The 25,790-nt window shown below is 59.8% G+C and carries 33 protein-coding genes and 2 tRNA genes; 9 read left to right on the plus strand and 26 right to left on the minus strand.

Annotated elements, in window-relative coordinates:
- Positions 1 to 73: 73 nt before the first annotated feature.
- The 6 genes from ACGVKB_RS06460 to ACGVKB_RS06485 all read right to left on the minus strand — a co-directional run bounded on the left by ACGVKB_RS06460 (position 74) and on the right by ACGVKB_RS06485 (position 3,931).
- Positions 74 to 754: a pentapeptide repeat-containing protein gene (locus ACGVKB_RS06460; protein ID WP_392350446.1), complete on the minus strand. Its 681-nt coding sequence runs from the start codon at positions 752 to 754 to the stop codon at positions 74 to 76.
- 18 nt (positions 755 to 772) lie between these two features.
- Positions 773 to 1,531 carry a phycobilisome rod-core linker polypeptide gene (locus ACGVKB_RS06465; protein WP_392350447.1) on the minus strand — a complete coding sequence of 253 codons (759 nt, stop codon included), beginning with the start codon at positions 1,529 to 1,531 and terminating at the stop codon, positions 773 to 775.
- A gap of 69 nt (positions 1,532 to 1,600) precedes the next feature.
- Complete coding sequence (locus ACGVKB_RS06470; RefSeq protein ID WP_392350448.1) at positions 1,601 to 2,176, minus strand: phycobilisome polypeptide; 576 nt, start codon at positions 2,174 to 2,176, stop codon at positions 1,601 to 1,603.
- A 7-nt stretch (positions 2,177 to 2,183) separates the two neighbouring features.
- Positions 2,184 to 2,612, minus strand: coding sequence for a hypothetical protein (locus ACGVKB_RS06475; RefSeq protein WP_392350449.1), 429 nt, complete (start codon positions 2,610 to 2,612; stop codon positions 2,184 to 2,186).
- 19 nt (positions 2,613 to 2,631) lie between these two features.
- On the minus strand, positions 2,632 to 3,234 hold the full coding sequence (locus tag ACGVKB_RS06480) for a chromophore lyase CpcT/CpeT (RefSeq protein ID WP_392350450.1): 603 nt from the start codon (positions 3,232 to 3,234) through the stop codon (positions 2,632 to 2,634).
- Positions 3,227 to 3,931 (minus strand): TVP38/TMEM64 family protein, encoded by a 705-nt coding sequence (locus ACGVKB_RS06485; protein ID WP_392350451.1) that lies wholly within the window; start codon positions 3,929 to 3,931, stop codon positions 3,227 to 3,229. The genes ACGVKB_RS06480 and ACGVKB_RS06485 overlap by 8 nt, the downstream gene beginning before the upstream one ends.
- Positions 3,932 to 4,042: 111 nt before the next feature.
- Here ACGVKB_RS06485 and ACGVKB_RS06490 point away from each other — a divergent pair, with 111 nt between their 5' ends.
- Complete coding sequence (locus tag ACGVKB_RS06490) at positions 4,043 to 4,402, plus strand: hypothetical protein (RefSeq protein ID WP_392350452.1); 360 nt, start codon at positions 4,043 to 4,045, stop codon at positions 4,400 to 4,402.
- Here ACGVKB_RS06490 and ACGVKB_RS06495 read toward each other — a convergent pair whose 3' ends face one another.
- From ACGVKB_RS06495 to psbB, 11 genes are all read right to left on the minus strand, one after another.
- Positions 4,403 to 4,648, minus strand: coding sequence for a hypothetical protein (locus ACGVKB_RS06495; RefSeq protein ID WP_392350453.1), 246 nt, complete (start codon positions 4,646 to 4,648; stop codon positions 4,403 to 4,405).
- An 18-nt stretch (positions 4,649 to 4,666) separates the two neighbouring features.
- A tRNA-Phe gene (locus ACGVKB_RS06500) sits at positions 4,667 to 4,739 on the minus strand.
- A 29-nt stretch (positions 4,740 to 4,768) separates the two neighbouring features.
- Positions 4,769 to 5,398 carry a ComF family protein gene (locus tag ACGVKB_RS06505; protein ID WP_392350454.1) on the minus strand — a complete coding sequence of 210 codons (630 nt, stop codon included), beginning with the start codon at positions 5,396 to 5,398 and terminating at the stop codon, positions 4,769 to 4,771.
- A gap of 33 nt (positions 5,399 to 5,431) precedes the next feature.
- Entirely contained in the window at positions 5,432 to 5,710 is a 279-nt protein-coding gene (locus ACGVKB_RS06510) for a DUF2470 domain-containing protein (RefSeq protein ID WP_392350455.1), read from the minus strand.
- Positions 5,711 to 5,893: 183 nt separating this feature from the next.
- The gene (locus tag ACGVKB_RS06515; protein WP_392350456.1) at positions 5,894 to 7,141 is read right to left on the minus strand and encodes an FGGY-family carbohydrate kinase; all 1,248 of its coding nucleotides are present in this window, start codon (positions 7,139 to 7,141) and stop codon (positions 5,894 to 5,896) included.
- A 7-nt stretch (positions 7,142 to 7,148) separates the two neighbouring features.
- Positions 7,149 to 8,378 (minus strand): methionine adenosyltransferase, encoded by a 1,230-nt coding sequence (metK, locus tag ACGVKB_RS06520; protein ID WP_392350457.1) that lies wholly within the window; start codon positions 8,376 to 8,378, stop codon positions 7,149 to 7,151.
- Between the two features lie 24 nt (positions 8,379 to 8,402).
- The gene (locus ACGVKB_RS06525) at positions 8,403 to 9,185 is read right to left on the minus strand and encodes an HAD family hydrolase (protein ID WP_392350458.1); all 783 of its coding nucleotides are present in this window, start codon (positions 9,183 to 9,185) and stop codon (positions 8,403 to 8,405) included.
- A gap of 13 nt (positions 9,186 to 9,198) precedes the next feature.
- The gene (locus ACGVKB_RS06530; protein WP_392350459.1) at positions 9,199 to 10,284 is read right to left on the minus strand and encodes a 30S ribosomal protein S1; all 1,086 of its coding nucleotides are present in this window, start codon (positions 10,282 to 10,284) and stop codon (positions 9,199 to 9,201) included.
- 106 nt (positions 10,285 to 10,390) lie between these two features.
- On the minus strand, positions 10,391 to 10,867 hold the full coding sequence (nrdR, locus tag ACGVKB_RS06535; RefSeq protein WP_392350460.1) for a transcriptional regulator NrdR: 477 nt from the start codon (positions 10,865 to 10,867) through the stop codon (positions 10,391 to 10,393).
- A gap of 211 nt (positions 10,868 to 11,078) precedes the next feature.
- A complete protein-coding gene (locus ACGVKB_RS06540; RefSeq protein ID WP_213177772.1) occupies positions 11,079 to 11,174 on the minus strand; it encodes a photosystem II reaction center protein T in 96 nt (31 codons plus the stop codon).
- Between the two features lie 21 nt (positions 11,175 to 11,195).
- A complete protein-coding gene (gene psbB / locus ACGVKB_RS06545) occupies positions 11,196 to 12,755 on the minus strand; it encodes a photosystem II chlorophyll-binding protein CP47 (protein WP_392350461.1) in 1,560 nt (519 codons plus the stop codon).
- A gap of 181 nt (positions 12,756 to 12,936) precedes the next feature.
- On the opposite strand from psbB, the gene ACGVKB_RS06550 reads away from it, so the two are divergent.
- Both ACGVKB_RS06550 and psbM read left to right on the plus strand, forming a co-directional pair.
- Entirely contained in the window at positions 12,937 to 13,386 is a 450-nt protein-coding gene (locus tag ACGVKB_RS06550) for a ferredoxin (protein ID WP_392350462.1), read from the plus strand.
- 59 nt (positions 13,387 to 13,445) lie between these two features.
- The gene (gene psbM, locus ACGVKB_RS06555; RefSeq protein ID WP_392350463.1) at positions 13,446 to 13,550 is read left to right on the plus strand and encodes a photosystem II reaction center protein PsbM; all 105 of its coding nucleotides are present in this window, start codon (positions 13,446 to 13,448) and stop codon (positions 13,548 to 13,550) included.
- A gap of 3 nt (positions 13,551 to 13,553) precedes the next feature.
- Here psbM and ACGVKB_RS06560 read toward each other — a convergent pair whose 3' ends face one another.
- Complete coding sequence (locus ACGVKB_RS06560; protein ID WP_392350464.1) at positions 13,554 to 14,402, minus strand: universal stress protein; 849 nt, start codon at positions 14,400 to 14,402, stop codon at positions 13,554 to 13,556.
- Between the two features lie 44 nt (positions 14,403 to 14,446).
- On the opposite strand from ACGVKB_RS06560, the gene ACGVKB_RS06565 reads away from it, so the two are divergent.
- From ACGVKB_RS06565 to ACGVKB_RS06580, 4 genes are read left to right on the plus strand one after another with little or no spacing between them, the layout of a single operon-like run.
- A complete protein-coding gene (locus tag ACGVKB_RS06565; protein WP_392350465.1) occupies positions 14,447 to 14,908 on the plus strand; it encodes an acyl-CoA thioesterase in 462 nt (153 codons plus the stop codon).
- A 24-nt stretch (positions 14,909 to 14,932) separates the two neighbouring features.
- On the plus strand, positions 14,933 to 16,027 hold the full coding sequence (locus ACGVKB_RS06570) for a DNA-processing protein DprA (RefSeq protein WP_392350466.1): 1,095 nt from the start codon (positions 14,933 to 14,935) through the stop codon (positions 16,025 to 16,027).
- Position 16,028: 1 nt separating this feature from the next.
- Positions 16,029 to 16,919, plus strand: coding sequence for a peptide chain release factor N(5)-glutamine methyltransferase (prmC, locus tag ACGVKB_RS06575; protein WP_392350467.1), 891 nt, complete (start codon positions 16,029 to 16,031; stop codon positions 16,917 to 16,919).
- Positions 16,916 to 17,515 carry an L-threonylcarbamoyladenylate synthase gene (locus ACGVKB_RS06580; RefSeq protein ID WP_392350468.1) on the plus strand — a complete coding sequence of 200 codons (600 nt, stop codon included), beginning with the start codon at positions 16,916 to 16,918 and terminating at the stop codon, positions 17,513 to 17,515. Before prmC ends, ACGVKB_RS06580 begins: the two co-directional genes overlap by 4 nt.
- 180 nt (positions 17,516 to 17,695) lie before the next feature.
- Here ACGVKB_RS06580 and ACGVKB_RS06585 read toward each other — a convergent pair.
- From ACGVKB_RS06585 to ctpZ, 7 genes are all read right to left on the minus strand, one after another.
- A tRNA-Thr gene (locus ACGVKB_RS06585) sits at positions 17,696 to 17,767 on the minus strand.
- Between the two features lie 25 nt (positions 17,768 to 17,792).
- Positions 17,793 to 18,008, minus strand: coding sequence for a response regulator transcription factor (locus tag ACGVKB_RS06590; RefSeq protein WP_392345038.1), 216 nt, complete (start codon positions 18,006 to 18,008; stop codon positions 17,793 to 17,795).
- A gap of 19 nt (positions 18,009 to 18,027) precedes the next feature.
- Entirely contained in the window at positions 18,028 to 18,315 is a 288-nt protein-coding gene (gene minE / locus ACGVKB_RS06595) for a cell division topological specificity factor MinE (protein WP_392345039.1), read from the minus strand.
- Positions 18,316 to 18,319: 4 nt separating this feature from the next.
- A complete protein-coding gene (gene minD / locus ACGVKB_RS06600; RefSeq protein ID WP_392350479.1) occupies positions 18,320 to 19,132 on the minus strand; it encodes a septum site-determining protein MinD in 813 nt (270 codons plus the stop codon).
- Positions 19,133 to 19,204: 72 nt separating this feature from the next.
- On the minus strand, positions 19,205 to 19,843 hold the full coding sequence (gene minC, locus ACGVKB_RS06605; protein ID WP_392350469.1) for a septum site-determining protein MinC: 639 nt from the start codon (positions 19,841 to 19,843) through the stop codon (positions 19,205 to 19,207).
- A 43-nt stretch (positions 19,844 to 19,886) separates the two neighbouring features.
- Positions 19,887 to 21,155, minus strand: a complete 1,269-nt coding sequence (locus tag ACGVKB_RS06610) for an HD domain-containing protein (RefSeq protein ID WP_392350470.1) — start codon at positions 21,153 to 21,155, stop codon at positions 19,887 to 19,889.
- Positions 21,152 to 22,444, minus strand: coding sequence for a carboxyl-terminal processing protease CtpZ (gene ctpZ, locus ACGVKB_RS06615; protein WP_392350471.1), 1,293 nt, complete (start codon positions 22,442 to 22,444; stop codon positions 21,152 to 21,154). The genes ACGVKB_RS06610 and ctpZ overlap by 4 nt, the downstream gene beginning before the upstream one ends.
- Before the next feature lie 67 nt (positions 22,445 to 22,511).
- Here ctpZ and petB point away from each other — a divergent pair, with 67 nt between their 5' ends.
- Positions 22,512 to 23,168 (plus strand): cytochrome b6, encoded by a 657-nt coding sequence (petB, locus tag ACGVKB_RS06620; RefSeq protein WP_392350472.1) that lies wholly within the window; start codon positions 22,512 to 22,514, stop codon positions 23,166 to 23,168.
- A gap of 77 nt (positions 23,169 to 23,245) precedes the next feature.
- Positions 23,246 to 23,728: a cytochrome b6-f complex subunit IV gene (petD, locus tag ACGVKB_RS06625; protein WP_392350473.1), complete on the plus strand. Its 483-nt coding sequence runs from the start codon at positions 23,246 to 23,248 to the stop codon at positions 23,726 to 23,728.
- 74 nt (positions 23,729 to 23,802) lie between these two features.
- On the opposite strand, the gene ACGVKB_RS06630 is transcribed toward petD, so the two are convergent.
- Entirely contained in the window at positions 23,803 to 25,269 is a 1,467-nt protein-coding gene (locus ACGVKB_RS06630; RefSeq protein WP_392350474.1) for a glycoside hydrolase 100 family protein, read from the minus strand.
- Positions 25,270 to 25,790 lie beyond the last annotated feature (521 nt).

Consider the following 25,790-nt stretch of genomic DNA (forward strand, 5'->3'; position numbering starts at 1 on the left):
AATATGTCCGAATGTTGCGTGACGTGACGCTTTTGGTTTGGGTTGTCGGCTGTGCTTCTGCTGCCCGAGCTCTTCAGGGCAGGCTTTCGAGGCTTGAGCGGGTGGTGTTGCGGGTCAATGGATTCCAGCAGTCGAGTTCTTCATAGGGTCTGGCGAGGAGTATCTCTCTCTGGGACCCCAAACCGGTCGTCAGTGAAAAGTCGGCACCCTTGATCGACTCAGCTCCCTCGAGCCCCGCGTCGGTCAAGTCCGCCCCACGAAAATCAGCGCCATCGAGCTGGCATGTCGCAAATCGGGTGCCGCGACACATTGCCCCTCGCAGAATTGCAGCCCTTAGGTCGGAACCGACAAGCCGAACCCCATCCAGGATGGCTCCACTCAAGTCGGTTCCACTCAGATAAGCCCCCATTAGGACAGCACCTCGAAGGTCCACCCCTCGCAGATCCGTGCTGTTTAAGTAAACCCCGCTGAGCTTTGCCCCTGGGCCAACGGCCCCAGACGTAGGTAGATCAATATCGACTGGGACTTTCGTCGAACTGTCGTAAAGGGCCAGTCGCAGATCGGCCCCAGTCATCTGGCAAGTCGATAGGTCGGCACCTCGCAGGTCGACTCTGCAGAGATTGGCTCCCCGCAGGTCGACATTGTTTGCGCTGACGTCGCGCCAGTTCGCTCCACGCGCATCAACTGCTCCAGCGAGGCCGACCTCAGGCCGAGTGAACTCAGGTGGTTGCCATGTGGTCAGGTTCAGAGCCATGCCGTGCGACGCGCTGAATCAGTTGCGGAGCGTCGAGATGGTGATCGTAAGCAACACGCGGGTAACTTCGAATCCACCCACCAGGAACAGGCCAAGCCAGAGCTTGAGTGCCCAGGCGGGGGGCTGGCCATTGGCCCAGGCATCGGAGGTTTCCAGAGGCCGCATCTGAGCGTTCTGTGCGCTGGGTGCGCGATCTTGAAGAGAGTCGCGCCAGTCCGACCCGTAGCGGGGAAAACTCTGATAGATCGGGATTTCACCCAGCGAACGACCTGGGAGCAGTCGGGACCGTTGCTCGGGTACCAAGTCGTATCCGAACGACCGCATGTATTCATCGCTGTCGAGCAGGGTGTCGACGAATGCGGTAAAGCCTTTTTGTCCGATCACGATCGACCAGGCAAGGCGTTCGGCATCGCCATGGACGGTGCGTCCAAGGACGCGTCCAACCACCTGATCCACCATGCGGTAGTTCGAACTGCACTGGTAGTAGCCCTGCTGGAAACGTTCGGACAGCAACAGGCCACGGATGAAGTCGCGAACGGTGATGTTGCCGCTACGGAGTTGTGATTCCAGGAAAGGGTCGCGGTCACTCTTCATCGCATGGAAGAAGATCTGGCGATAGGCCTGTTCGATCAACGCGTCAACACTGCTCCGGTATCCATCTGCACCACCAGCGCTGCTCCCGGGCAGCTGATTGCGGACCGTGGTGGCGTCGCCAGCCAGATTGCTGACCCTCGCATTTTGCGTTGTGAGGGGATACGCCTGTAGAGGCAGGGCCATGGCGCCACTGGGTAGAAATACTTGGCGATGATCTTCGTCTCATTTGGCCGGTTTTGGACGGCAGTCTTATCAGCTCTTAACTGCAGATTTATTGAGCTCCCCGATGAGGTGATCGAAGGCTGCCGTCACCAGGGTTTTGGTGGCCGGGTCCACCATGTGCTTTGCGCTAAGAAATTTGAGCTGTTCGAGGGCAATATTCAGCCCTTCGCGGGGGACACCCATGCAGGCATAAAGCTCCCGCAGTGCAGACATCCCCTGCGGATCCGTGAACTGCGCTTGTCCGCAGGCCACGGCATAGACAATGACCCGAAAAAAATCCCTGCAGTCCCGCCAACAGGCGTCCGCTCGGCTGGCCGGGTGGAGTGCACCGCCGGGCTTGAGGAGTTGGGGGCGTTGTGCGGCCAGACAGGCTTTGGCATCCTGAACGAATGCCAGGGCATTGTCTTGGAGCCGTTGCACGGCTGCCAAGTTGATGCCGGATGCGGTGCAGAGGATCTGGAGTTCTGCCGCTCTCAGGGGTCGCTTGCCGAGGTCAGCGTCCGATAGAAGTGCGCGGCATGTCGGGTCAAGAGTTGGGTGATCCGTCAGGCCAAAGACCCGGGCGGCCTGGGCAAGGGCTCTCAACCGGTCCGCGTCAGTGGTCATGGATGCGCTAGCGATCAAGGGCTGCAACCGGTGTGGCGATGAGCCAACCGTGGCGCTCCAGGTAAAAAGCCCAGATCAGGTCCTCGCCAAGGCCGGGGCAATGTTCCAAGGCTGCCTTGGCGAGAGCGGATGACACGCCCATCGTCTGCAGCAAATCGGACGCCTCCGCGGATGTATGCACGTGTGTGCTGCGGATGGCGGAGCCGACCACCCAGGTCAATTGGGTGTTGCTGAGGTCACCTTCGTTGTTTTCGCAAGCGAGCAGGAGATTGGCTGTGGCGCTCTGCTGGTTCAGAGTCTCTTGCCAGAGCTTGATGTTGTCGTCGCGGAGATTGATGCGGAAAGCCCCCTCTCCGATGGCGACGTTCAGTTCCCCAGTCGATGCATCCGCCCGGCGCTGAAGCGTCTCAATTCGCGGGTCTGAGAGACAGCTCATCATCACCGGTCAGAGGCTTTCAATCTAACCAGTGGTTTGGGACTTCATCACTCCAGTCGTGCGTTCGTGCAAAGCGAAAAGCCCCCGCAATCGACCCCCAGAGATGTTCATGGGTTTCAGGGTCATAGCCCCGGTCGATCGTTTCCATTCCCGCCGGGTTCAGCATGAATTCGCTCACCAAATAGGTGGTTCGGTCCTTGCGTTTCACCAGGCAGCGACAACCGGGCTCGACCGTGCCTTTGAATCCATCGTCACTCGGCTCCACCAGATAGGTGCAGCCGTCCAGAAGAGTGAGATCGTTCTCCTCGATTTGTGCCATCCGTTCCGGATCCTCCACCGCTCCGCCAAAGCGCTGGGCTTCGCGAATGGTGTAGTTCAGAATCACCAGCCCGCGCTCGGGACAGAGCCACGGCCGCAGCACTCGAATGCGGTATGGCTCATTGGGAGCAATTGCATACGCCTGTTCCAGCAGCAGGGATCCCGGCTGCAGTTGGATCAGGGGTCGGAAACGCACCAGGATGTGGGCGTAAAGCGGTGGGTTGTCGAAGGCTTGCTGTTGGTTGCTGAAGCCGCCACTCAGCATCCGCACCAAAGCATTGCGGCTTGCGGTTGGATCAGTCATCAGCGCTGGCATTCAGCTGAGTGTTCGGGTCGCTAGCAGTGTCGCTGGTGCTCGATTTCTTTTTCATCAGCCCCGTCAGGGTTGCGAGCGCGAACATGGCAAGCAATGCAAGGCCAAGGGTGATTCCGGTTCCTTTGGACGCATCGACCCCCTTGGCGGCTTCGGCTCCAACCGTCACAAGAATCGAGTCGCTGATCAGCACGCTGATCACCAGTGCTGGAGCAAAGACACGCCAGTGGGTGCGGCTGATGCCGATGGCGTAGCTCAGGAAATCAAATAAACCGGTCATCAGCAGACCGGTCATCAGAAAGAAATTCCCCTCCAACTGGTTTTTGCTGAAGCCATCAATGCGATGCATGGCACTGGCTCCCACCAGACGGCTCACGGGGGCCCGGCCCCAACGGCGTGCGATGAAAAATGCTGAGCTGCAGAAGACCAAATCCGAAAGGATGATCGTGAGATACCCGACCTTGAATCCCAGCAGCGAACCAGCCAACAGTGAATAAACGGAACTGGGTAGAGCGGGAAGGATGATGCTGATCCCACGCAGCAGAAAAAGTCCCAGAGGGGCCCAAAACCCCATGTCGCTGATGGCGCTTTGCAGTGGGGCGATGCCATAGCGCTGCAGGTAAACCACAGCGATCACAAAAATGGCAACCCAGGCGCTGATCTTGAGCCCCTTTCTCAGCCTGGACATCTCATTTCAAAGGCAGGCGTGGAATGTAGAGCAGGCCTCGAGGAGGTGCCGTAGACACAAGGCTCAGCATCGATACCATCGGCGAAATAACTCGATCCGAGGAGAGGTGCTGTGGCAACGTCTTTTCAGCGCTCCGAATTCGAGCAGTTGCTGTCTGCCCAGCTGCTGCAATTGAGTGAAGTCGTTGAGTTGTTGGCCGACCGTGTCATGGCGGTGGAGGAAGGCCTCGCTCAAATCGAATCCGGCTTGCACTCAGCGGAAGCCGCGGGTGGGCTCAGCGAGGAAACCGGGGAGCTGCTCGTCGCCAGTGAGCAAAAGGTGCGTGTTCTGCGTGACCGCCTCGAGCTGCTGCCCCAAGCCGTGGAAGGGACACATGAGGATGAACCCGAATCTGAGCGTGTGCCCGAGTCAGATCCTGAGATGGTTGAGGAACCCTTGATGGACGATTCATTCGATCAGATGATCGCTTGATCAGCTGAGGTCGAGCAGGCGAACCCGGAATGCGGCGACCTGCTTGGCCATCTCGGGAGAACTTTGCAGGAACGGATGATCGGCCATGGCCGCCAGCACCTGATCAGTCTTCTGCTCCTGACTGAGGTCCTGGTCGGTTGAGGTGGCCTTGAACATCTGCTTCCAGATCCGGTCGAAGACCATGGCAAAACTATCGGCGTTGTTGAACAGCCGATCGGTGCCTGCATCTGGAGAGATGTACGACACGGGAAGAAATGAAAAAAATGCCAGGACCCAGATTTGAACTGGGGACACGGCGATTTTCAGTCGCCTGCTCTACCAACTGAGCTATCCCGGCACGTCGCCTTGCGACCTGCAGATCTTAAATCACCGTCTGTTCGATGGAGTGCGGCCGAGGCAAAGAATCCCCGAGACGTGATGGCCACGCTCCTGCAGGGCTTGATGGGCGGCCATGGCCGTGGCTCCTGTGGTCAGGATGTCGTCAACAAGCCAGAGCGGTTGGCCTGTCGGTTGTTCATGCGTGGTGAAGGCATTGCGCATGTTGTGTAGGCGCATCCGTCGGTCGAGGTGGTGCTGACCCAGCCCGGCTCTTGTTCGCACCAGCAGGGGGAGCACCGGGCGCTGCAAGTCGGCGGCGATCAACTGGGGGAGTGGATTGCGGAGGGTCTGCCGTTGCTTCCAACTGGGAATAGGGACCAGTTGCGCCGTTGACTCCAGGGCAAGCTGTGACCGAAACATGGCCATGAGCGCCGGCAGGACCCTCGGCTTCGTCCTGCCAGGGCGCTTGATCTGCAGCAGTAGATCGCGGAACGGCCCCTCGTAGAGAGCCAGGGCACGCCATGGCAGAGGACGGAGGCCTGAGAGACATCCGTCGCTGAGGTTGTAGTGGCGACGGCAGGCGATGCAGGGTGTTGGATCAGCGTGTCCCACCCGTCGACAGGTCGGGCAGCTTGCTGCAATCAGCAGCTGCTGAACCGTGGTCTTGAACCCTTGCATGGGCCGAAGCAGAGCTCCGTTGAGGATTCCCCCCTAGGTCGTCGGTTGTTTGGGCATGGCACGAAGCATGGCGACCAGGGTCTGGTGTGCGTCTTCGCTGTCGCTCAGGGTGTGATCGAAGGCGATCTGAAGACTCGATCCATCCACCTCTAACTCCATCGCATCCGGGCGGACCGCCACCATCCGTGCCTGTTCCACGGTGTCGACCCCGCCGTAGTGACGGGCGTAGGCGACCACCGCTTCAGCATGGTCGTCATTCATGTGGCGGCAGATCCTTGCGCTGACGGCATCGGTGAGGGGATCAGCGGGCATGGATGGCTCAAAAACGAACGCTGTAACTCTGGCAGTGAAACGTGTTCAGCGGCTCTGGATCAAACCAAGCGTTGCCAGAGAAGCAGGCCCAGGCGAATTCCGCTGTAGCTCACATAAACAGCGAGAACGACGAACAGACCAATGGCCAGGCCATCGCGGAGTTTGCTGAGCATTGCACTGGGTTCAACCGTTGAATTGTGCCCGGGCAAGGCCATTGAGGGCGAGTCGGGCAACCCCCGCGGCTGGTGGCTCCATGCAGCTCACGACGGGACAGCCGAGCTTCCGCTCTCGGATCCGTCGCCATTGGGGATTGCGTGCACCACCTCCCAGGCTGATCACACGCTGCGGTTTTGCGGCGCCAAGTTGGTGCAGGCGCTCCCAGCCCCGCGCTTCGATCGAGGCCAGGCCTTCCAGCAACGCCTGGAGGTAGAGCGCATCGCTGACCGGGCGTGGTTCGAGGATGGGTTGCAGGTGGGGATCGTCGATCGGGAACCGTTCCCCCGGCGCTGGCAAAGGAAGCAACTCCAAGCCACTCTCGACCTCTGGATTGATCTGACGACTGAGCTCCACAAGCTCGTCATCGTTGAAAAAGCGCCGGAGAACACCGGCACCGGCATTGGAGGCTCCCCCGCACAACCACTGCCCGTCGACCCGATGTCGGCTGATGCCAGCCCCCTGAATCGGCACCGCAGTGAATCGCTTCATCACCAGCGTGGTGCCGAGCACCGTGACGCCGTCATGGGGGCCCGGTGCCGCAGCCAGCACCGCTGCGTTGGAGTCGGTGGTGCCGGCGACGATGACAACATCCTCGGACAACCCCAATGACCTCGCGCGGTTGGGATTGATCGTGGCTAGCACACGTCCGCTGGGCTTGATGAGCGGTAACAGAGATGACCAGGGCTCCTTTTGGAGCGCTGGGATCCACTGACCGGTGTTGAGCGTCCAGCCGAGGCGGAGATTGTTTCCCTCCTCACCCCAGCTCCAGTCATGCAGCAGCCAGCCATTGATCCAGTCGGCCTGATGGCGGAGCATCCGGGTGTCTGGATGGTGCTTGAGGAGTTCCAACGCGCGGGCCAGACTGCCGCTGCAACTCGCCGCTGGGCTGTCACTGGGGACCATCGCCTGCAGGGCCTGGCCATGCGCCGGGAAGGCGGCTGAGTAAGGCAGTGCCGGACCCAGGGGTTCTCCAGAACCGTCGCAGGCCAGCAGGGTGCCAGAGGTTCCATCTACGGCGATGGCTTGCACCTGGCATCGGAGCGCGTCGGGAACCGAAAGGATCAGGTCTGTACAGCTTTGGCGCCAGTCCTCTGCTTGCGAGAGGTCGCTGCGGTAGCTCACGGCCTGGCTGAACCGCAGGGTGCCCTCCTGATCCAGAACGGCGATGCGGACGCCACTGGTGCCCAGATCAATGCCGAGCACCAGCGACGTCATGGTGTGTTCAGGACGCCTTGCGCAGCTGGTCGGCCTTGGCCTCGACGTCTTCCCATGGAGCCTTCAGATCGTTGCGACCGAAGTGGCCATAGGCAGCTGTGTCCTGGTAGAAGCGACCGCCGCGTTGTTGGGGAAGGCCACGCAGGCCGAAGGTTTCGATGATCGCTCCGGGGCGTAAATCGAAATTCTCCTGAACCAGTTCAGTTAGGGCATCGTTGCTCAGGGCACTGGTGCCGAAGGCTTCCACCAGGATCGAGACCGGCTTGGCGACACCGATGGCATAGCTCAGTTGCACCTCAGCGCGTTCCGCGAGCCCAGCGGCGACCAACGATTTCGCCACGTAGCGGGCTGCGTAGGCAGCGGAGCGGTCCACTTTGGTGGGGTCCTTTCCGGAGAAGGCACCACCGCCATGGCGGGCGTAGCCGCCATAGGTGTCCACGATGATTTTGCGGCCGGTCAGACCCGCATCACCCTGGGGACCACCCACGACGAATTTGCCGGTTGGATTCACCAGATATTTGATGCTGTCGCGGTTCGGTTTGAGGACCAGGTCAGCTGTTGCTGGCTCGACGACATGGGTCCAGAGATCCTCCGTGATGCGTTCACGGATGCCCTGTTCGTCGCTGATGCCATCCACTTCAGCGGTGTGCTGGGTGGAGATCAGAATCGTGTCGATCGCGACGGGTTTGTCGTTCTCGTAGACCACGCTGACCTGGGTTTTGCCGTCGGGCAGCAAGTAACCGAGGGTGTCGTCGTGACGAACTTCTGCCAGGCGGCGTGAGAGGCGGTGCGCCAGGCTGATCGGCAGGGGCATCAGCTCGGGCGTTTCGTTGCACGCATAGCCGAACATGATGCCTTGGTCGCCAGCACCCACCAGATCCAGAGGATCTCCGGCGTGGTCGTCCGCTTCGTTGACGCCTTGAGCGATGTCCGGTGATTGCTGGTCGAGTGCCACCAGCACGGCACAACTGTTGGCATCAAACCCACCAGCCCGGGCTCCGCTGTAGCCGATCTCCTTGATCACGTTGCGGACCAGGTGAATGAAGTCAACCTGAGCTTTGGAGGTGACTTCCCCGGTAATCATGCAAAGCCCGGTGTTGACCACCGTTTCGCAGGCCACGCGGCTGGACGGGTCCTGGGCCAGCAGGGCATCGAGCACAGCATCGCTGACCTGGTCGCAGATCTTGTCTGGGTGCCCTTCTGTAACCGATTCAGAGGTAAAGACGTAGCGACTCATGCGGCTCCACGGGATGGGCGAACTTTACGGACCGACGGTGATCGTTACGGCGGACCAGTCGTCAAAGAGGTGTGGCGTGGTCGTGAGCGGTGCGGGTTGTCGCCAACCGCCGCGATATCCCAGTACCACTCCAATTCCAGCGGCCTTGGCCATCTCTAAATCGGTGTCGGCATCACCGATCAGTGCACAGCGTTCAGGTAGGAGCTGAAGCCGTTCGCAGAGGCTTAAAACCGCCTGGGGATCGGGTTTTCGGGGGGTGTCGTCGGCGCTCCAGCAGTCTGAGATCTGCTCACACAGCTGGTGCTGCTCAAGAAACCGGTTGATCCCGTCTGCTGTGTCATTGCTGATGATTGCCGTGCAGACCTTCGCTTGGCGGCATTGCTGCAACACCCGGTCAGCGCCTGGGAGTAGAGCGCTGGCTGGACCAGGCTCGCTTTGATCTTCGGCAAAGCAGCGCGTTGCCAGCGCAAGGGCCTCGGGCCAGCCACTGCCCATGAGGCAGAACACCGTCGCCATAGACGCAAGATTGTCCTGTCGTGCGGCAACGGCCAGGGTCCCTGCGGGATGGATGGCGTCACCCTGGACGCCGTAAACCTGCTCGAGCAGGGTTTGCAGCTGATACGGCCGATCGGCTGTGCTGGATGGCTTGTCGCCACTCTTCTCCTGCCACAACCGCTCGGCTGTGGAGATGCGTTGCCTCACAAGAGCCAGAAGTTTTGGCTCGCTGTGGGAAAGGGTGCCGTCCTTGTCGAACAGCACCCCATCGATTGGGCCAAGGCTCTGGCCGTTTAAAAACAGTTGAGCCATCGGCCCGGCGGAATCAGACCATCATGGAACTGATCGGGTCTTCACCGTCTTCGGCTTGCTCCAGCAGCATCTGCTTGTAGCGGGCCGCCATCTCTTCAGCCTTCTCGAAGACCTTCTGAGGATCGGTCAGCATGTCACCGGGTTCGGGCTCAAGAGCCTTGGTGGACAAGGAGATCCGGCCACGCTCGGCATCAAGGTCAATGATCATGACTTTCATCTGATCATTGACGTTGAGCACGGAGTGAGGGGTCTCGATGTGCTCGTGACTGATCTCGGAGATGTGCAGCAAACCGCTGACACCACCGATGTCGATGAAGGCGCCGTAGGGCTTGATGCCACGGACGGTGCCGACAACAACTTCACCCACCTCAAGGCGATTCATCTTGCGCTCAACCAGCGCACGACGGTGGCTGAGCACCAGACGGTTGCGCTCTTCGTCGACCTCAAGGAATTTGAGCGGCAGGAAGTCGGCAACCAGCTCTTCCTTCGGCTTGCGGGTGCTGATGTGGGAGCCAGGAATGAAGCCGCGAAGGCCTTCAACCCGGACCAGTGCACCACCACGGTTGGTGGCGAACACCTCGGAATAAATGGTGGCGTCTTCTTTCTGCAGCTGGCGAACACGCTCCCAGGCGCGTTGGTATTCGATGCGGCGCACCGACAGGGCTAACTGGCCGTCCTCGTTTTCTTCACTCATGATGAAGAATTCGCGGATTTCGCCGGGCTGGAGCACGTCGCTCAGACCTTCGACCCGGTTGATCGACACCTCCTGAAGCGGCATGAACGCCGCTGTTTTGGCGCCGATGTCGATCATCGCGCCCTTCGATTCAAGGGCGAACACGGTGCCGTTGACGATGTCGCCGGGCTTGAAGTTGTAGTCGTACTTGCTCAGCAGAGCAGCGAATTCATCGAGTGAGAACCCAGCGGTCTCCAGGTCCTTCATGTCAGGACGGCTGCCTGGATCATCGGCAGTGGGAACGTCCTCGGGGATGCTCAGATCCTCATCTCCGAAGCCAGCTTCACCGGTCGCGTCTACTGAAATCTCTTCTTCAGGCGCGTTTGTGGTGTCGAGAACCTGTTCTTCGGTCGGAGTCGCGGACATGTGTCGTTGGCGGTCTGCCTCAGGTGGGCAGTTCGATAGGAGTGGTGCATGAAGCCCGCCGACTTCCGCACGTAACCAACGACTTTACAGGTGTGGCTTCTTGCTCTTAACCGACGGCCGCATAGGCGTTTTTGTCACTGCTCATGGTTTCCAGGGTCGCGACAAAGTCGTCGATGCCTCGGAACTGGCGGTAGACCGATGCAAAGCGGATGTAGGCGACTTCGCTGATTCCCTTGAGTTGGATCAGAACCAGTTCTCCAATGTCGGCACTGCTGATGTCACGTCCTGAGCGTTGCTGCAGTTGAAGTTCGACCTCTTCGACCATTGTTTCGAGCCGGTTGGCATCAAGCCCGGTTTTTTCGCAAGCGCGATTCAACCCATGCAGCAATTTGCTGCGACTGAAAATTTCACGACTGCCGTTTCGCTTGATCACCGTGATCGGAACGGTCTCGACCCGTTCGTAGGTTGTGAATCGGAAGTCGCAGTGCAGGCATTCACGCCGCCGGCGCACACTTCGACCACCATCAGCTGCGCGTGACTCGAGCACCCGACTGTCTGTGTTCTGGCAGGAGGGGCACTGCACGCCCGATCACCTCAAAAGATTGCCCAACTTTAGACATTCGTTCGAGTCTTGAGAAGGGCTGTGATAACAGAAGTCTTATCAAGAGAATGTCTGGATCCCTTGCGTTGCTGTGAGATTCGGCGAATTTTTCAGGCGTGCCGAGAATGAATTGCGACTGATTTGTTCATGTAGCAACAAAAAAGCCCCGCTTTCGCGGGGCTTTGGTTGAAGCTCACTTGCCGATTTTCGGGGGATCCCGGAAGGCAATCGCGAAGAACAAGGTTGAAATCGCGAGGGTGAGGATGAGGATGTAAGCGAAGCTTTCCATCGAAGAACTCCTGAGGTCCGATCAGTTGAGGGGAGTGCCTGCGGGAGGAACGTAGCCCTCTGGCAGACGACGGGTGGACTTGTCGCCAAGCTTGGCAAACAGTCCGAATTCCACCTGGTCGCCGAGATCTGGGTCGATGCCGGCAAACACATCGCGGTACAGGGTGCGGGCACCGTGCCAGATGTGACCAAAGAAGAACAGCAGTGCAAAGGTGGCGTGCCCGAAGGTGAACCAGCCACGGGGTGAACTGCGGAACGTGCCGTCTGAGTTGTAGGTCTCGCGGTCGAAGTCGAAGGCTTCACCCAACTGAGCCTTGCGTGCAAGACGCTTGACGTCAGACGGATCAGTGAAGGTCTGACCGTCGAGAGCACCGCCGAACACCTGAGCTGTCACGCCCTGTTGCTCGAAGGAGTACTTGGCTTCTGCACGACGGAAGGGGATGTCAGCGCGGACATTGCCCTGAGCATCTTGGAGAACAACTGGGAAGTTCTCGAAGAAGTTGGGCAGACGACGCACTTCCAGCTCTTCGCCGGTTTTATCGGTGAAGACGATATGGCCAACCCAGGAGGTGGCAAGACCGTCGCCATTCACCATGGGGCCAACACGGAACAGACCGCCTTTGGCTGGGCTGTTGCCGACGTAGTCATAGAAGGCAAGCTTCTCAGGGATGGCGGCGAAGGCCTGCTCGCGGGTTGCACCGTCATCCATTGCCGTTTGGACACGGCGGTTGATTTCAGTCTTGAAGTAGCCCTGGTCCCACTGGTAGCGGGTCGGTCCAAACAGCTCAACAGGTGTTGCGGCGGAGCCGTACCACATGGTTCCAGCAACGATGAACGCTGCAAAGAACACGGCTGCAATGGCACTGGCCAGAACGGTCTCAATGTTGCCCATCCGAAGAGCCTTGTAGAGGCGCTCGGGCGGACGTGTGGTGATGTGGAAGATGCCGGCGATGATGCCGACGATTCCTGCTGCGATGTGGTGGGCGACGATGCCCCCTGGATTGAAGGGATTGAATCCCTCAGGTCCCCAGGACGGTTGAACCGCCTCGAGGTGACCGGTAATTGAGTAGGGATCTGAAATCCACATTCCGGGTCCGAAGACGCCCGTCAGGTGGAAGGCACCAAATCCGAAGCAGCCGAGTCCTGCGAGGAGCAGGTGAATGCCAAAGATCTTGGGTAAATCAAGGGCGGGCTCTCCGGTCCGTGGGTCCTGCCAGATTTCCAGGTCCCAATAGGTCCAGTGCCAGATGGCGGCCAGCATCAGCAGGCCGCTGAAAATGATGTGAGCTGCGGCGACACCTTCAAAGCTCCAGAAGCCGGGATCAACGGCGGTTTCGCCGGTGATGCTCCAGCCACCCCAGCTCTCGGTCACGCCGAGACGTGCCATGAAGGGCATGACGAACATGCCCTGGCGCCACATCGGGTTCAGGACAGGGTCGGATGGATCAAAAATGGCCAGTTCATACAGGGCCATCGAGCCGGCCCAGCCGGCAACAAGGGCTGTATGCATGAGGTGCACTGCCAAGAGGCGTCCCGGGTCATTAATGACGACGGTGTGCACCCGATACCAGGGCAATCCCATGGGTCAGGTTCGGGGAACGGAGCTGCGCAAGCAGCCAGACCCCGCGATCGTAAGGGTTTCATCCGATCTCCCAACGGTTGTTGTCGTGTGCTGCAACGTCCAGTGACAAGGGATCTGCCGGAGTCCTGTTCACAAAACGCAACCCCCGTGTCCATGATGGCCGCCAGCTGTGGCCTGATCGATGCCGGTAATCCGATTTGTTCGGGAGGGTTGTGATGTGGAGTGCTACCCCGGAGAAAATCTCCGCGAGGTGGCCATCCGCGAAGGGATTCAGCTCTATGGCCTGAAGGGGCAGCTCGGAAACTGCGGCGGTTGTGGGCAGTGCATCACCTGTTTCGTTTCGGTGGTGGGCGAGGACGGTCAAGATGCTTTGACGGCGAGGACCCCCGTGGAAGACGCCAAGCTCCGCCGTCGTCCCAGTGACTGGCGCTTGGCTTGTCAAGCCTTGGTGGAGCGATCGGTCTGCGTCCTGACCCGCCCTCAGTTGAAACTCGCTGATGCCGAGAAGCGTCTCGAGGCGGCTCGCAAGGCTCCGTTGCCGGAGGGGCCAACGGCTTGGCCCGCAGTGGCGACCGATGAGGATGAGTCGGCTGAAGATGGGGAACCTGCTACTACCGATGAAGAGGGCTGAAGTAGCTCTTGGTATGGCCTCATCCCGGTGATACGTTCGCCGGGATCCATCTAGATGTCATGGAAACCAACGATCTCGGATTCGTCGCCAGCCTGCTGTTCATCCTGGTTCCGGCGATCTTTCTGATCGTCCTTTACATCCAGACAAACAGCAGGGAAGGCTGAGCTTCAGCGCTGCTCCGGTTCCCGAACAAGGAGGACCGGAGCCGGAGCATGCACACGGATGTAATCGCTCACTGAGCCGCCAAGCAGCTTGTCGAGATCGACCAGCCCGCGTGCCACAAGTGGACGACGGTCTTGGGATGCGATCACCAGCAGGTCTGCATTGGTTTCCTTGGCGGCCGAGCAAACCGTTCGGCCAATGTCGGCCCCGGTGACATGGACCGGTTTCATTTCGACGCCGAATGACCGTGCGCGTTGCACGGCGGTGTCCAGAACTTCGTCGGCCTTGCTGCGGCCGCCCCGGGATGGAGCCAGATCCTGTCGTGTGACATGCACGCCGATGAGTTGCCCGTCGGGGATTTCCCGGGTGAGATCACAGGCGGTTTTCAACGCGTCATCGCCAACCCCGGTGCCGTCAATCGTCACCATGATCTTGTTGACGTGCCTCACGTAGAGGTCGTCTCGCACCAGAAGCATCGGCCGGGTGGAGAGCTGGAAAACGTATTGACTGGCGCTGTTGGCAAGGATGGATTGCAGGCGTCCAAGCCCACGGGATCCCATCACGATCAGGTCGCTGTTCAGTTCTTCCGCAACTTTCAGCACTGTTTGCTTGGTATCGCCTTCGCGAACGAGGGCATTCACATTGCCGCTGGGCAGCCCCATGCGGGAGATCGCGCCATCAAGGAGAGATTGACCATCGCTGCGGTGGTCGGCTGCTTGTGCGGTGTTCTGTTCCGGGACCACGTGGAGCAGGTTCACCCGCGCTTCTCGAAAGCTGGGGATGTCCTGGAGCATCCGAATCATCTCCTCGACATGGCCCTTGCCTGAATCCGCGATCAACAGGTTTTTGAACATGCCAATGGAGCAACCTTGGTGGAAGCCTATGGGCAGTCGGAGAGATGCATGAGCAGCTGACGGAGAGCGTTACGCCCCAGTCGTGGACTCTGGTTCGTCGAGTCCTGCCACAGCACACCGACCATGCCGGCGTGATGTGGCACGGCAGTTATGTCGCGTGGATGGAGGAAGCAAGAGTCGAGGCTCTTGCCCAGTCCGGTCTGATCTATTCCGAGCTGGCGGATTGCGGTTACGAGATGCCCGTCGTCTCCATGGCGGTGCGCTACCGGGAAGGCATCCGACACGGTGATTTGATCACGCTGGAAAGTCGTCTGCTCACATCTCGGGGGGCCCGATTCCCTTGGGAGTGTCGCTTCCTGCGGGATGGGCAGGTGATGGCCGACGCCAAGGTTGAACTGGTCCTGGTTCGGCGTGAGGCTGGCCGCATGGCCATCGTTCGCCGTGTTCCCGAGCCGCTGGAGGGTGCCATGGCGCGCCTTCGTAGCGGACCCAGCCCCAATGCTTAGATTGGTACGTCTGTACTGATTGCTGTGGAGCGCGGCTGGCGTTGGCTTTGGGGCCGCTGTCCGGGAATCGGTCGGTCTCGTCTTTTGGCTCTTGAAGCGTTGGCTGCGTCCCATGGCGTCAGCCTTGCTCACTTGTGGACCTGGCCCTTGGCCCGTTTGGCTGACAACCTCCGCTGGCCTGCTGCCGTCATGCACCAGCTCGATGGCTATCGACGCTGCTGCGGAATGGAGCCAGATCTCTCCATTCCGATGGAGGCGCTGATGCCCGGTGATCAGGCTTGGCCTGCACCCTTGGATGCGCTGGAGACACCCCCTTTGTGTCTGTTCCATCGGGGCGACAGCGCTCTTTTGCCTGTGTTGCAGCGCCGTCAGGCTGTCGCTGTTGTCGGCACACGCTCACCATCAGTGCATGGTTTGAGCATGGCGGATCGTCTCGGTCGTGCCCTCGCACAAGCGGGGTGGCCTGTGCTCAGCGGCCTTGCGGAAGGCATTGATGCGGCGGTGCACCGGGGCTGTCTGGCTGAGGATGGGGCGCCGATCGCCGTGCTCGGCACCCATCTCGACCGGGTTTATCCCAGCCACCATCGCGATTTGCAAGCCACCATCGCTCGGTCGGGTCTTCTTCTCAGCGAACGATTCCCACACGACGTGCCCCGTCCCGGCCATTTCGCGGCGCGAAACCGATTGATCGTGGCCCTGGCCTCGGCGCTGGTCATCGTTGAATGTCCAGAGCGAAGTGGGGCATTGATTTCCGCCCGACATGCGGAGGCGCTGAACTGTCCGATCTGGGTGGTGCCTGCCGATGCTGGCCGACGCTCCGCCCGGGGCAGTAATGCTCTGCTCGGGCCGCGGGCTGCTCCGTTACTCACGGCTGATTCCTTGGTGGCGCAGCTCGGCCCAGGCCCTCTGGGTGCTCGTGATTGTCTTGAGCCTTTGCTGGCCCCCCAAGACCAGATCGTTGATCAGGATTTAAAGGGTGCCTTGGAGAATGGGGCCACCCTCGATGAGTTGCAACGTGGTCTTGGGCGCCCGGTGGGAGCCCTGTCCCGTGAACTGGTGCAGCTTGAATTGCAGGGACTTGTGGTGTGTGAGTCTGGTCAGCGATGGCGTTCGCTCTGACGTGTCTTCGCCCCAGACCGTTGCGGTCACGTCCTTGCTGGCTTGGCGGCGCGAGCAGCTGAGCCTTGGAGGCCGAGCCGTCGACTTCGACTGGTTGCTCGATCTTGGCGCTGGTCTGCGTTGGTCGCAGCTGCAACGCATTCAGCTCAACCCCGAAGGCTCTGTGGGGCTGTCGCGTTCGTTGCAGGAGTTGTCACGGCTTTGGCTGCGTCATCTTCACGATGAAGAGCCGCTGCAATATCTGCTCGGTGTCTGCCCCTGGAGAGATGTTCTGCTCGAGGTGTCTCCAGCCGCGTTGATTCCGCGTCAGGAAACTGAACTGCTGGTGGATTTGGCCTTGGCCTGTTGGCCAGATGACGCGCCCCAAGGCTGGGTGGATCTCGGAACTGGATCCGGGGCGATTGCAGTGAGTCTCAGTCGCGCATGGCCCAAGGCTGAGGGCCATGCCGTGGATTGCAGTGCTGAAGCACTCAACCTCGCGCGTCGCAACCTCAATCAGCTGGTGCCCGGTCACCGTTGCCTGCTGCACCAGGGTGACTGGTGGGAGCCACTTCAGCCTGCGAAGGCAACCTTTGACCTCGTCATCAGCAATCCTCCCTACATCCCTTCCGCTTTGATCGCCGGTCTGGAGGGTGTGGTGCAGAACCATGAACCCCATCTGGCGCTGTCCGGTGGCTCCGACGGATTGGAGTCCATCCGGCAGATCGTGCAGGGCGCGTGCGACGCGCTTGCTCCTGGCGGCTGGTTGTTGATGGAACACCATCATGATCAGAGTTCTGCTGTGCTGGACCTCATGGCCGCCGCTGGTTTGGTCCAAGGCAGGGCCGAGCAGGATCTCGCCGGGATTTCTCGCTTTGCAGTGGCCCAGAACAAGGCATCCCCAGCACCATGACCGACGCCATGCCACGGTTCACGGACGCCAACGCATTGGCGGCTCAGCTCCGCGATGGGCAGGTTGCGGCCATCCCAACAGACACCTTGCCCGGTTTGGCCTGTCGGCCCGAGCAGGCCGACAAGATCTGGTCGCTGAAGCGGCGCCCGGCGGACAAACCTCTGATCTTGATGGCAGCCACTGCTGCGGAGCTGTTGGCGGAAGCCCAGTCAGTTTGTCGGCAGGACGCTCAGCAGTTGGCCATCAACCATTGGCCGGGTGCAATCACCTTGGTGCTTCCTGCCCTTGCGTCTGGGATGCTGCGTTACTTGAACCCTGGTGGGTCAACGGTGGGGCTTCGCATTCCCCATTGCGCGATGACGCTCGAGCTGCTGGCTGCAAGCGGACCCCTGGCCACCAGCAGTGCCAACTTGTCCGGTGAGCCATCCACACAGAGTGCTGAGGAGGTGGCTCGGATTTTTCCGACAATCCCCCTGTTGGGACCCTCGCCCTGGCCCAGACCATCCGGCCTGGCCAGCACAGTTCTGAAGTGGCATGGCCCAGGTCAGTGGCGGATTCTCAGAGCTGGTGCTGTGATTCCTCCAGGAGTGGGCTGACGACGTGTTGCTGCTGATCGCCCTATGCATGGTTTGCATGGGCCTCTTTCACTGGTTGTTTTGGCCGCTTGAACAGGGTTTAACCGTGCTGCTCCAGATGCGATGGCTTCCCTGGTTTGGCCTGGCGATTCTGGTGTGGCTCTTGTCAGGACAAGACCGTCGCTCTAACTGAACATTGGAAGCCGGCTAACGGATTTGAACCGATGGCCTTCGCTTTACAAAAGCGCTGCTCTACCACTGAGCTAAGCCGGCACCTCTTCATTTTACGTGGTCGCCCTTAGGGCTCGGTTGCCTGTTGGGCGTCGGTGAGCAAAAGGACAGCGAGTTGGAGCCTGCTGGTGCAGCCGGTTTTCGCGAGCGCCTTGCTGATGTGACACTCGACGGTGCGAATGCTGAGCACCAGATGCTGAGCAATGGCTTTGTTGCTCAGGCCTTGGCTCAGCAAGTTGCCCACCCGCTGTTCGGCGGAGGTCAGGGTGTTGAGGGCGGTCATCTGTCAGCAGGGTGGCTGCTCAGAGAGTTCCCCCGGATCCAGATTTCTCGAGTGCACGGCGAATCGGAAGATTGGCGACCAAGGCCGTCACACGGTCTTCCGTTTCCAAGGTGACATCTCCCTCCTCTAAATCGATTTCGACGTATCGAGCCACGACCTCGAGAATTTCGCGCCTCATCTGTTCCAGCAATTCGGGATTGAGATCACTGCGGTCATGGGCGAGAACAAGCTGAAGCCGTTCCTTGGCTGTTCCTGCACTGGAAGGTTCCCGTCGCAGCAGTTTGTCGATGAACTCCTTGAGTGTCATTCGTTCAGAAAATCTTGGTTTGCATCAGCTGGCGCACCTTTGCGCGGAGTCCACGGCGGACTTTGGCTGGATCCATCAGAGGGATGGCGTCACCTTGGAGACGGCCGGCGATGTTGTTGTAGGCCAGGGCTGCAGGGGACTGATCGTTGCCGAGGGTGAGGGGTTCTCCTCGGTTCGTGCTGACGATCACTTGCTCATCCTCGAAAACGAGGCCCAGCAGGGGAAGGGCAAGGATGTCGGTGACGTCATCAACGGAGAGCATCTCCTGGGTGCTCATCATCTTGGGCCGGACCCTGTTGAGGATGAGCTGCACGGGAGCAACGCCCTGGGTGTTCAGCAAACCGATCACCCGATCGGCATCCCGCACCGCCGCAACTTCAGGGGTCGTGATGACCAGAGCTTCACGTGCAGCGGCCGCGGCATTTTTAAATCCATCTTCAATGCCGGCCGGACAGTCGATCAACACATAGTCGAAGTGCTGTTCAAGCATGGACACGATGGATTTCATGTCCTTGGGGGTGAGCCACTCGAGCATGCGTGGATTGCCAGCTGGAAGCAGCGCGAGATTGGGCTCTTGCTTGTGCTTCACCAGGGCTTGCTCCAGGCGGCAGCTGTTCGCCAACACCTCCTGGGCCGTGTAGACGATCCGATTCTCCAAGCCGAGTAGGAGATCCAAGTTCCGCAGGCCGAAATCGGCATCCAGAACGACGGTCTTGCAACCCTTGCGGGCCAGTGCGATGCCCAGATTGGCAGTGGTGGTGGTCTTGCCGACGCCGCCCTTGCCCGAGCAGATCAGGATTGTTCGTGTCGTCGACACCAGCATCTTCTGTGGTCCGGTCACGATAGTCAGTGCCCACAACCCGACAACGCTCAATCGATGGACTGATGTTCAGCGTTGTGGGGCTGGGAGGGTTGCCGCGGGTTCAATCACGATGTCTCCCTGGTCCAGCCGCGCTTGTTCCATCAAGCCCGGTTGCGGTTGGTCCTCGGGCCCGCGGGCGACAACATCGGCAATCCGCAGTTGCAGGGGGCGCAATTGGTGGGCAATCACGGTTGCCGAACGATCGCCCTCGCAGCCCGCATGGGCAATCCCACGGAGCCGGCCCCACACTTGAACGTGTCCGACCGCACTGATGCGAGCACCCGGATTCACATCGCCGTAGAGCAGAACATCGCCCTGCGCGTGCAGATGGTCCCCCGATCGGAGAGTGCCTTGATGAAAGAGCAAAGGCGACGCCGTCCCCGCTGCGCTTGGAGTGTTGCCGCTGTTTGAGGATCCTGAGATCACGTTGTGGCCCAGGGCCTGGGCACTGACGGTCGTTTCGCTTTGGTCGGTCAGCAGATGCATCAAGGGGTGACCGGCGCTCTGGAGGGCGGCCTGGAGGTGCTTGAGGTCGTCGCAACGCAAAACCCAGTCATTGCAATCAATCAAGACAGGTTCAGACCCGCTGGGTAGTTCCAGCAGCAAGCGCCTCAGGGCATCACGCCAGTGCTCGTCGTATCGATTGGGAAGACGCAGGGAAATCATCGAACGCGCAGCGCATCCACGGACGTCCATTGAAGACGCAATTTCATCGCAGAGATCGTTCCCAAGCTTGCGTTTGGCCCAGGGCCGCGACGACCCCATGGTTGATCTCCCCCGGATGGATCAACCATGCCGAGGCTGCGGGGGTCGACAGGCTTTGGACCAGCGCCGAGACCTGTTCCAGCGCTTGAAGCCGCACCCCATCCCAGAGTCTCAATCCCCCTTTGTAGGGGTGGTAACCCCGTTGCTGCTGATGGCGCAGGCCACAGCAGAGGTCAGGGTCGTGACCGGCGGTCTCGGCCAGCCCCCTGGCAATGGCTAGCGCTCTGAGCTGATCACCACTGTTGAGATGACCGACCGCCACTGCCTTGAGCAAGCGGCGATCGAGGAAGCGTTCGCAGAGTTCGGCGAGAGGGCGGGGCCCCTCCTCTCGCCAGCGCTGGAGGTGGTACCCGGTGCGCAGGTCGTCATTGGCCAGGAAGCTTGTGAGATCCATGCTCTCGAGATCCCAGAGCCAACGTTCCATCACAGGATCAGCCCACACCTGATCGGGTCCCAGTTGTCGTGCCAGCTGGACCAGTTGCTCCAGCATCCAGTTGCAGACGATGTTGAGGCGATGGTTGTAGACGCTGCGATACATGAGATTGCGGACAACCAGATAGTGCTCAACGGCCATGAGGCCCTTGGGATGAATCGCCAGATCCCCGTCCGGAGAGAGCGTCAGGCCGGCGAGGATGCGCTCCGTATCCAGCTGCCCATACCGAGCGCCTGTGGTGTAGCTGTCGCGCAGCAGGTAATCGAGTCGGTCGCAGTCCAGCTGACTGCTGACCAGTCGCTTGATCACGGACCGTTTGGCGCTGCCGTGTTCCAGCAGGTCGGCGACGGAATCGGCGAGTCCAGGTGAGAAGGCCTCCAAGGGGTCACGGATGGCCGGGTGCTGTCGGATCACCGCCGCTGACCACGTTTCATGGTGCAGGCCGAACATCTCTTCCCCGGTGTGGCTCAACGGGCCATGGCCGATGTCATGGAGCAGCGCCGCTGCGTAAAGCAGGCCCTGCTCCTCCTCCAGGGATGGATCAAGCCGGGTCAAGTTGCCGAGGGCCAGCCGAGCCAGGTGAAACACGCCGAGGGAATGGGTGAACCGACTCGACTCCGCGCCATGGAAGGTGAGGAAGGCGGGGCCCAACTGACGGACCCGACGCAACCGCTGAAACGGTGCTGCGTCGATCAGCGTCATCACCAGGGCTTCTGCCCGGTTGGTGTCATCCAGTGTGATCCCGTGATGCAGGGGGTCGTGATAAGTCCGCTGGCTCATGCGGGGGCGTCATCGCCGCTGCTGCTTTGGGGATCCATCGCCAGATGTGATTCCATCCAGTTCTCCGCCGATGCGAGCCAAAGATCCCCTTCGCCTCCAGGATTCAGGGCTTCCGGTGTCTCCAGGATCTGATCCGGAGCAATCCCTTCTCCCTGGATGTCGCGCCCATTCGGGGTCATGTAGCCCGCCACGGTCACGGCCAGTCCGCTGCCATCGCTGAGGTTGGTGAGGGTCTGAATCAGCCCTTTCCCAAAGGTCTGCTGTCCCATCAGCAGGGATCGGCCGCTGTCCTGCAGGGCTCCGGCAAGAATCTCACTGGCGCTGGCCGTGCCTGCATTCACCAAGGTGAGCATCGGTCCGTCGTACAGCCGAGTCGGCCTTGCCTGCACGGTGTCGCTGATTCCGTTGCGGTCACGGGTCTCCACGATTGCGTCGCCCTTGAGGAAATCGTCGGCAACGGCCAGGCCGGCACTGACCAGCCCTCCGGAGTTGTTGCGCAGATCGAGGATCAACCCTTCGACGTTTTTTACTTTCAGTTCGTCGAGGGCTTCCATCACCTGTTGGGGCACATCCTCGGAGAACTGGGTGATGCGCAGGTAGCCAAGGGTGTGCGTTGCGCTGCGCACACGGCGGGTGCGGACAGGGCGTAGGTCCACGTTGCGTCGTTCGAGCGTCACTTCACTGACGTCTCCGTCCTTGTTTTGGATGCTCAAAACAACCTGCGTTCCAACATCTCCCCGCAAGCTGTTGGCTGTTCCACCAAGGCCGAGGCTGCTGATGGGTGTGCCGTCCACGGCAGTGACTTCCGTTCCAGGCGCCAAACCTGCGTCCGCGGCAGGAGATCCTTCGAGTGCAGAAATGATCACGACAGCGTCACTGGAGCTGCCCGGTCCGAGCTGGAGGCCGACACCGCTCAGATTTCCACTGGTGCTGTCCTTCAGAGCGGCGTAGTCCCGTGGACGCAGCAGGCGTGTGTAGGGCTCCCCGATGCTGGACAGCATGACCTCAATGGCTTGATAGGCCTCTTCGCTGGTGTTGATGGTTTTCTCCAACGCCTTCTGTCGTTGGCGTTTCCAGCGAATGGAATCCAGATGATCGGGATCGAAGTAGCCCTGGTTCACCAGACGCCAGCTGTCCACGACAAGTTGCTGGGCATCGTTCAGGGCCTGGGCAGGGGGTGACCCGCCAAGCAACAAGGCTGTGACCAGTGCGAGAGCCGTTGCGATCTGCACCAACCGGGAGCCCAGAGTCCGCATCGCGTTGACGACATCATTAACAGTCGGATACATAGCGTCCTCCAAGGCGCAGTGGTTGAACTGTGCTGCGTAGACTTTCGCAACTCGAGCCCGCTTGTGCATGGCGAACTCATCACCCGTCTACGACTGGTTTCAGGAACGACTTGAGATCCAGGACATTGCCGACGACATCGGCACCAAGTACGTGCCCCCCCACGTCAACATCTTTTATTGCCTGGGCGGGATCACCCTGGTCTGCTTCCTGATCCAGTTCGCGACTGGGTTCGCGATGACCTTCTATTACAAGCCCACGGTCGCAGAGGCCTACTCCTCTGTTCAGTACCTGATGACAGACGTCAGCTTCGGCTGGCTGATTCGTTCGGTGCACCGCTGGAGCGCCTCGATGATGGTGCTGATGCTGATCCTGCACGTGTTCCGCGTCTATCTCACCGGCGGTTTCAAGCGTCCCCGTGAGCTGACCTGGGTGACCGGCGTCACCATGGCCGTGATCACTGTGTCCTTCGGTGTCACCGGGTATTCACTCCCTTGGGACCAGGTTGGTTACTGGGCCGTCAAGATTGTTTCGGGTGTCCCTGCTGCCATCCCTGTTGTCGGCGACTTCATGGTCGAGCTGCTTCGGGGTGGCGAGAGTGTTGGTCAGGCCACACTCACCCGTTTTTACAGCCTTCACACCTTTGTGATGCCCTGGCTGCTTGCCGTGTTCATGCTCATGCACTTCCTGATGATCCGGAAGCAGGGCATTTCCGGTCCCTTGTGATTACCGCTCAGGTTCTTCACATTCACCCCAGCTGGGTTGATTTGTCTTCCTACCGTTCCCCTATCAGCCGGTAACCGATGCACATTCTCAAGAAGCCTGATCTCAACGATCCAAAGATGCGCGCCAAGCTCGCCAAGGGCATGGGGCACAACTATTACGGCGAACCAGCTTGGCCCAATGACCTGCTGTACATCTTTCCGGTCGTCATCCTCGGAACGATCGCCTGTGTTGTCGGCTTAGCCGTTCTGGATCCGGCCATGCTTGCCGACAAGGCCGATCCCTTTGCTACCCCTCTTGAAATTCTTCCTGAGTGGTACCTCTACCCGGTGTTCCAGATCCTTCGGGTTGTTCCTAACAAGCTTCTCGGCATCGCCCTGCAGACCTTGGTGCCCCTCGGCCTGATGCTTGTTCCGTTCATTGAGAGCTTCAACAAGTTCCAGAATCCGTTCCGTCGTCCTGTGGCGATGACCGTGTTTCTGTCCGGAACGCTGATCACCATCTATCTGGGTATCGGTGCAGCACTTCCGATCGACAAATCTCTGACCCTGGGCCTGTTCTGATCAGATCCTCTGGCTGGGTTGATACGTTCCCCCTCACCGCTGGTAAGGGGGATTTTTTTTGACCTGCCGTCGGGTCAAAGTCCCAGGTTCAGATCTGCATCCAGGTGCAACATCAGCACGTCATCGGGCTTGACCCGCAGGAAGTGGTGCATCAGCAGAAATCCAACAATCGTCCAGGTCTGGTAGGTCCTGGATTGCTGCCCAACCCAAGTGCCGGTGGGGCCGTCAAAGTATTCCGCCCATTGCTGGCGCGGCAGCTGGTTGAGCTGACTCCAGTAGCACTCTTCGATCAGGGTTCTCATTTGGCCCATCAACAGGGCATCGGCATTCGGGTGAAGCCGTTCGTGCAACAGCGTTGATGCTCCGAAATACCAGAGCAGGCTGGGCCAGTGACCTCCGTTGTGGTAACTCCAGGGCCAATTCTTGGGATCGGATCCTGTTTTGTTCTGCCATTCCACGCTGTCCATCGGAGGATGGCAGATCCGCATGGGCATCTGTGCCATGAGGTGCTCGCGGTTGTGGAGCACCAGCCGAAAGAGGGCCCGTTGTTGCGGAGCGGTCAGGAGCCCGAACATGCAGGCGAGAGAATTGCCCAGGCTGTAGAAGCGGAAATCAGGACGGCCGGTGCGCATGTTTCCGATCAAGTAACCCCCTCGGTTTTCGAGCCAGTCCTGCAACCAGTCGGGGATCACCTGCGGCTGAACATTGAATTCGTTCTGGTACTGGTTGTCTCCGTACTGCTCTGTCGGTCGCCGACGCAGAACCTGCATCGTTTTGCTGGTCACCCAGTAATGCTTCAGCAGGTACTGGCGCAGGTCGTGCATCCATTGCCGGCTGAGTTTGAGTCGCTGCTCAAGCAGCACACTGCTGTTCTGACTGTGCTGACAGAGCTCCATCAGCTCAATGCAGCTGCGTAGTGCTGCAAACAGCAGAACTTCCACTTCCAGTGGCGCGCCCCAGACATCCATGGGGCGGTCGATCATGAAGGCGCAGTCCGGAACGAACAACACCGGAGTTCCTTCAAAGCTGGGGTGTAAGACCAGATCCAGTAGCAACTGGAGACCGCGTTGGACCCGCTGACTACGGCCGAATTCCTTGTCTCCACTGCGCTTGACATAGATCCAGCAGAGCACTGGCCACCACAGGCTGGCGTCGACTGAGGTGATGCGTCCAATCGAGCGTTGTCCGTAATCGGCGATCAGCGTTCCCTGTTCTTCGACGAAGCTGGTGGGGAAGACGCCTCGGGTCTGGATCGTGGTGCTCTGCAGATCCAGGCTGACGCTGAGGAATTGGCGGACGATTGAGAAACGCCCCTCCAACAGGAGATAGATCATCACCGGGACGTTGTCCCGGAGAAAAATTTCTCCGTAGTTCAGGGCTTCGTCGTCTCGCGGGTGTTCCAGCGCAGCGACGCTGCCGGCCAGTTCGCCCTGGATCATCACCAGCGTGCGTTCGAAGTGCTCACGCGCCTTGTCAACGATCTGATCTTCCTTGGAACTGGGCCGGAAGCGTTGGCTTTGTTCGCTGAACCGTTCGGGCATCGTTGCTGTCCAGCTGGTTGAAAACTAGTCATCACAAGGGTTCTCGCCAGTGGAAGCAAGTCTTCAGATCTCAGGCTTGCTCAGGGGTTGCGCTATGGGGGGTGAGTAGTGCTATGTTCTTTGGTCTGCGCGGTTCCCGGAAGGGGCTGTGCGGGGCACACCGCCAGAGAGCGCGAGCTTGTTTGGTGTCTGTGCTGACTTACGGAACTGAAGGGAGCGATCCCGCGGTGATGTAAGTTTTCTAAGCGGCCGACGAGGCCGCGCCGCTGAACCGCTTCTGCAAGGGAGCGCGGAGGCAGAACCTGGACAACTGAAAAGTTTAGGAACTGACGCTTTTATCGCGTTCGGTTTGTGAGCTGAGACCGAAAGGTTGAGGTGAACGACTGAATGAAAGTGCGATAAAGGTGTGAGGTCCCGTCAAAATTTTATTTGTTGCGTTGAAGCGAATGCGCTGCAATAAGTAAGTTTTTCACGAAGCTTATTTGTTGCCGGTGTGCGCATTGGTGGAGCGACAACCGGAT

Source organism: Parasynechococcus sp., assembly GCF_042954325.1.
In the GTDB taxonomy this organism is placed as follows: domain Bacteria; phylum Cyanobacteriota; class Cyanobacteriia; order PCC-6307; family Cyanobiaceae; genus Parasynechococcus.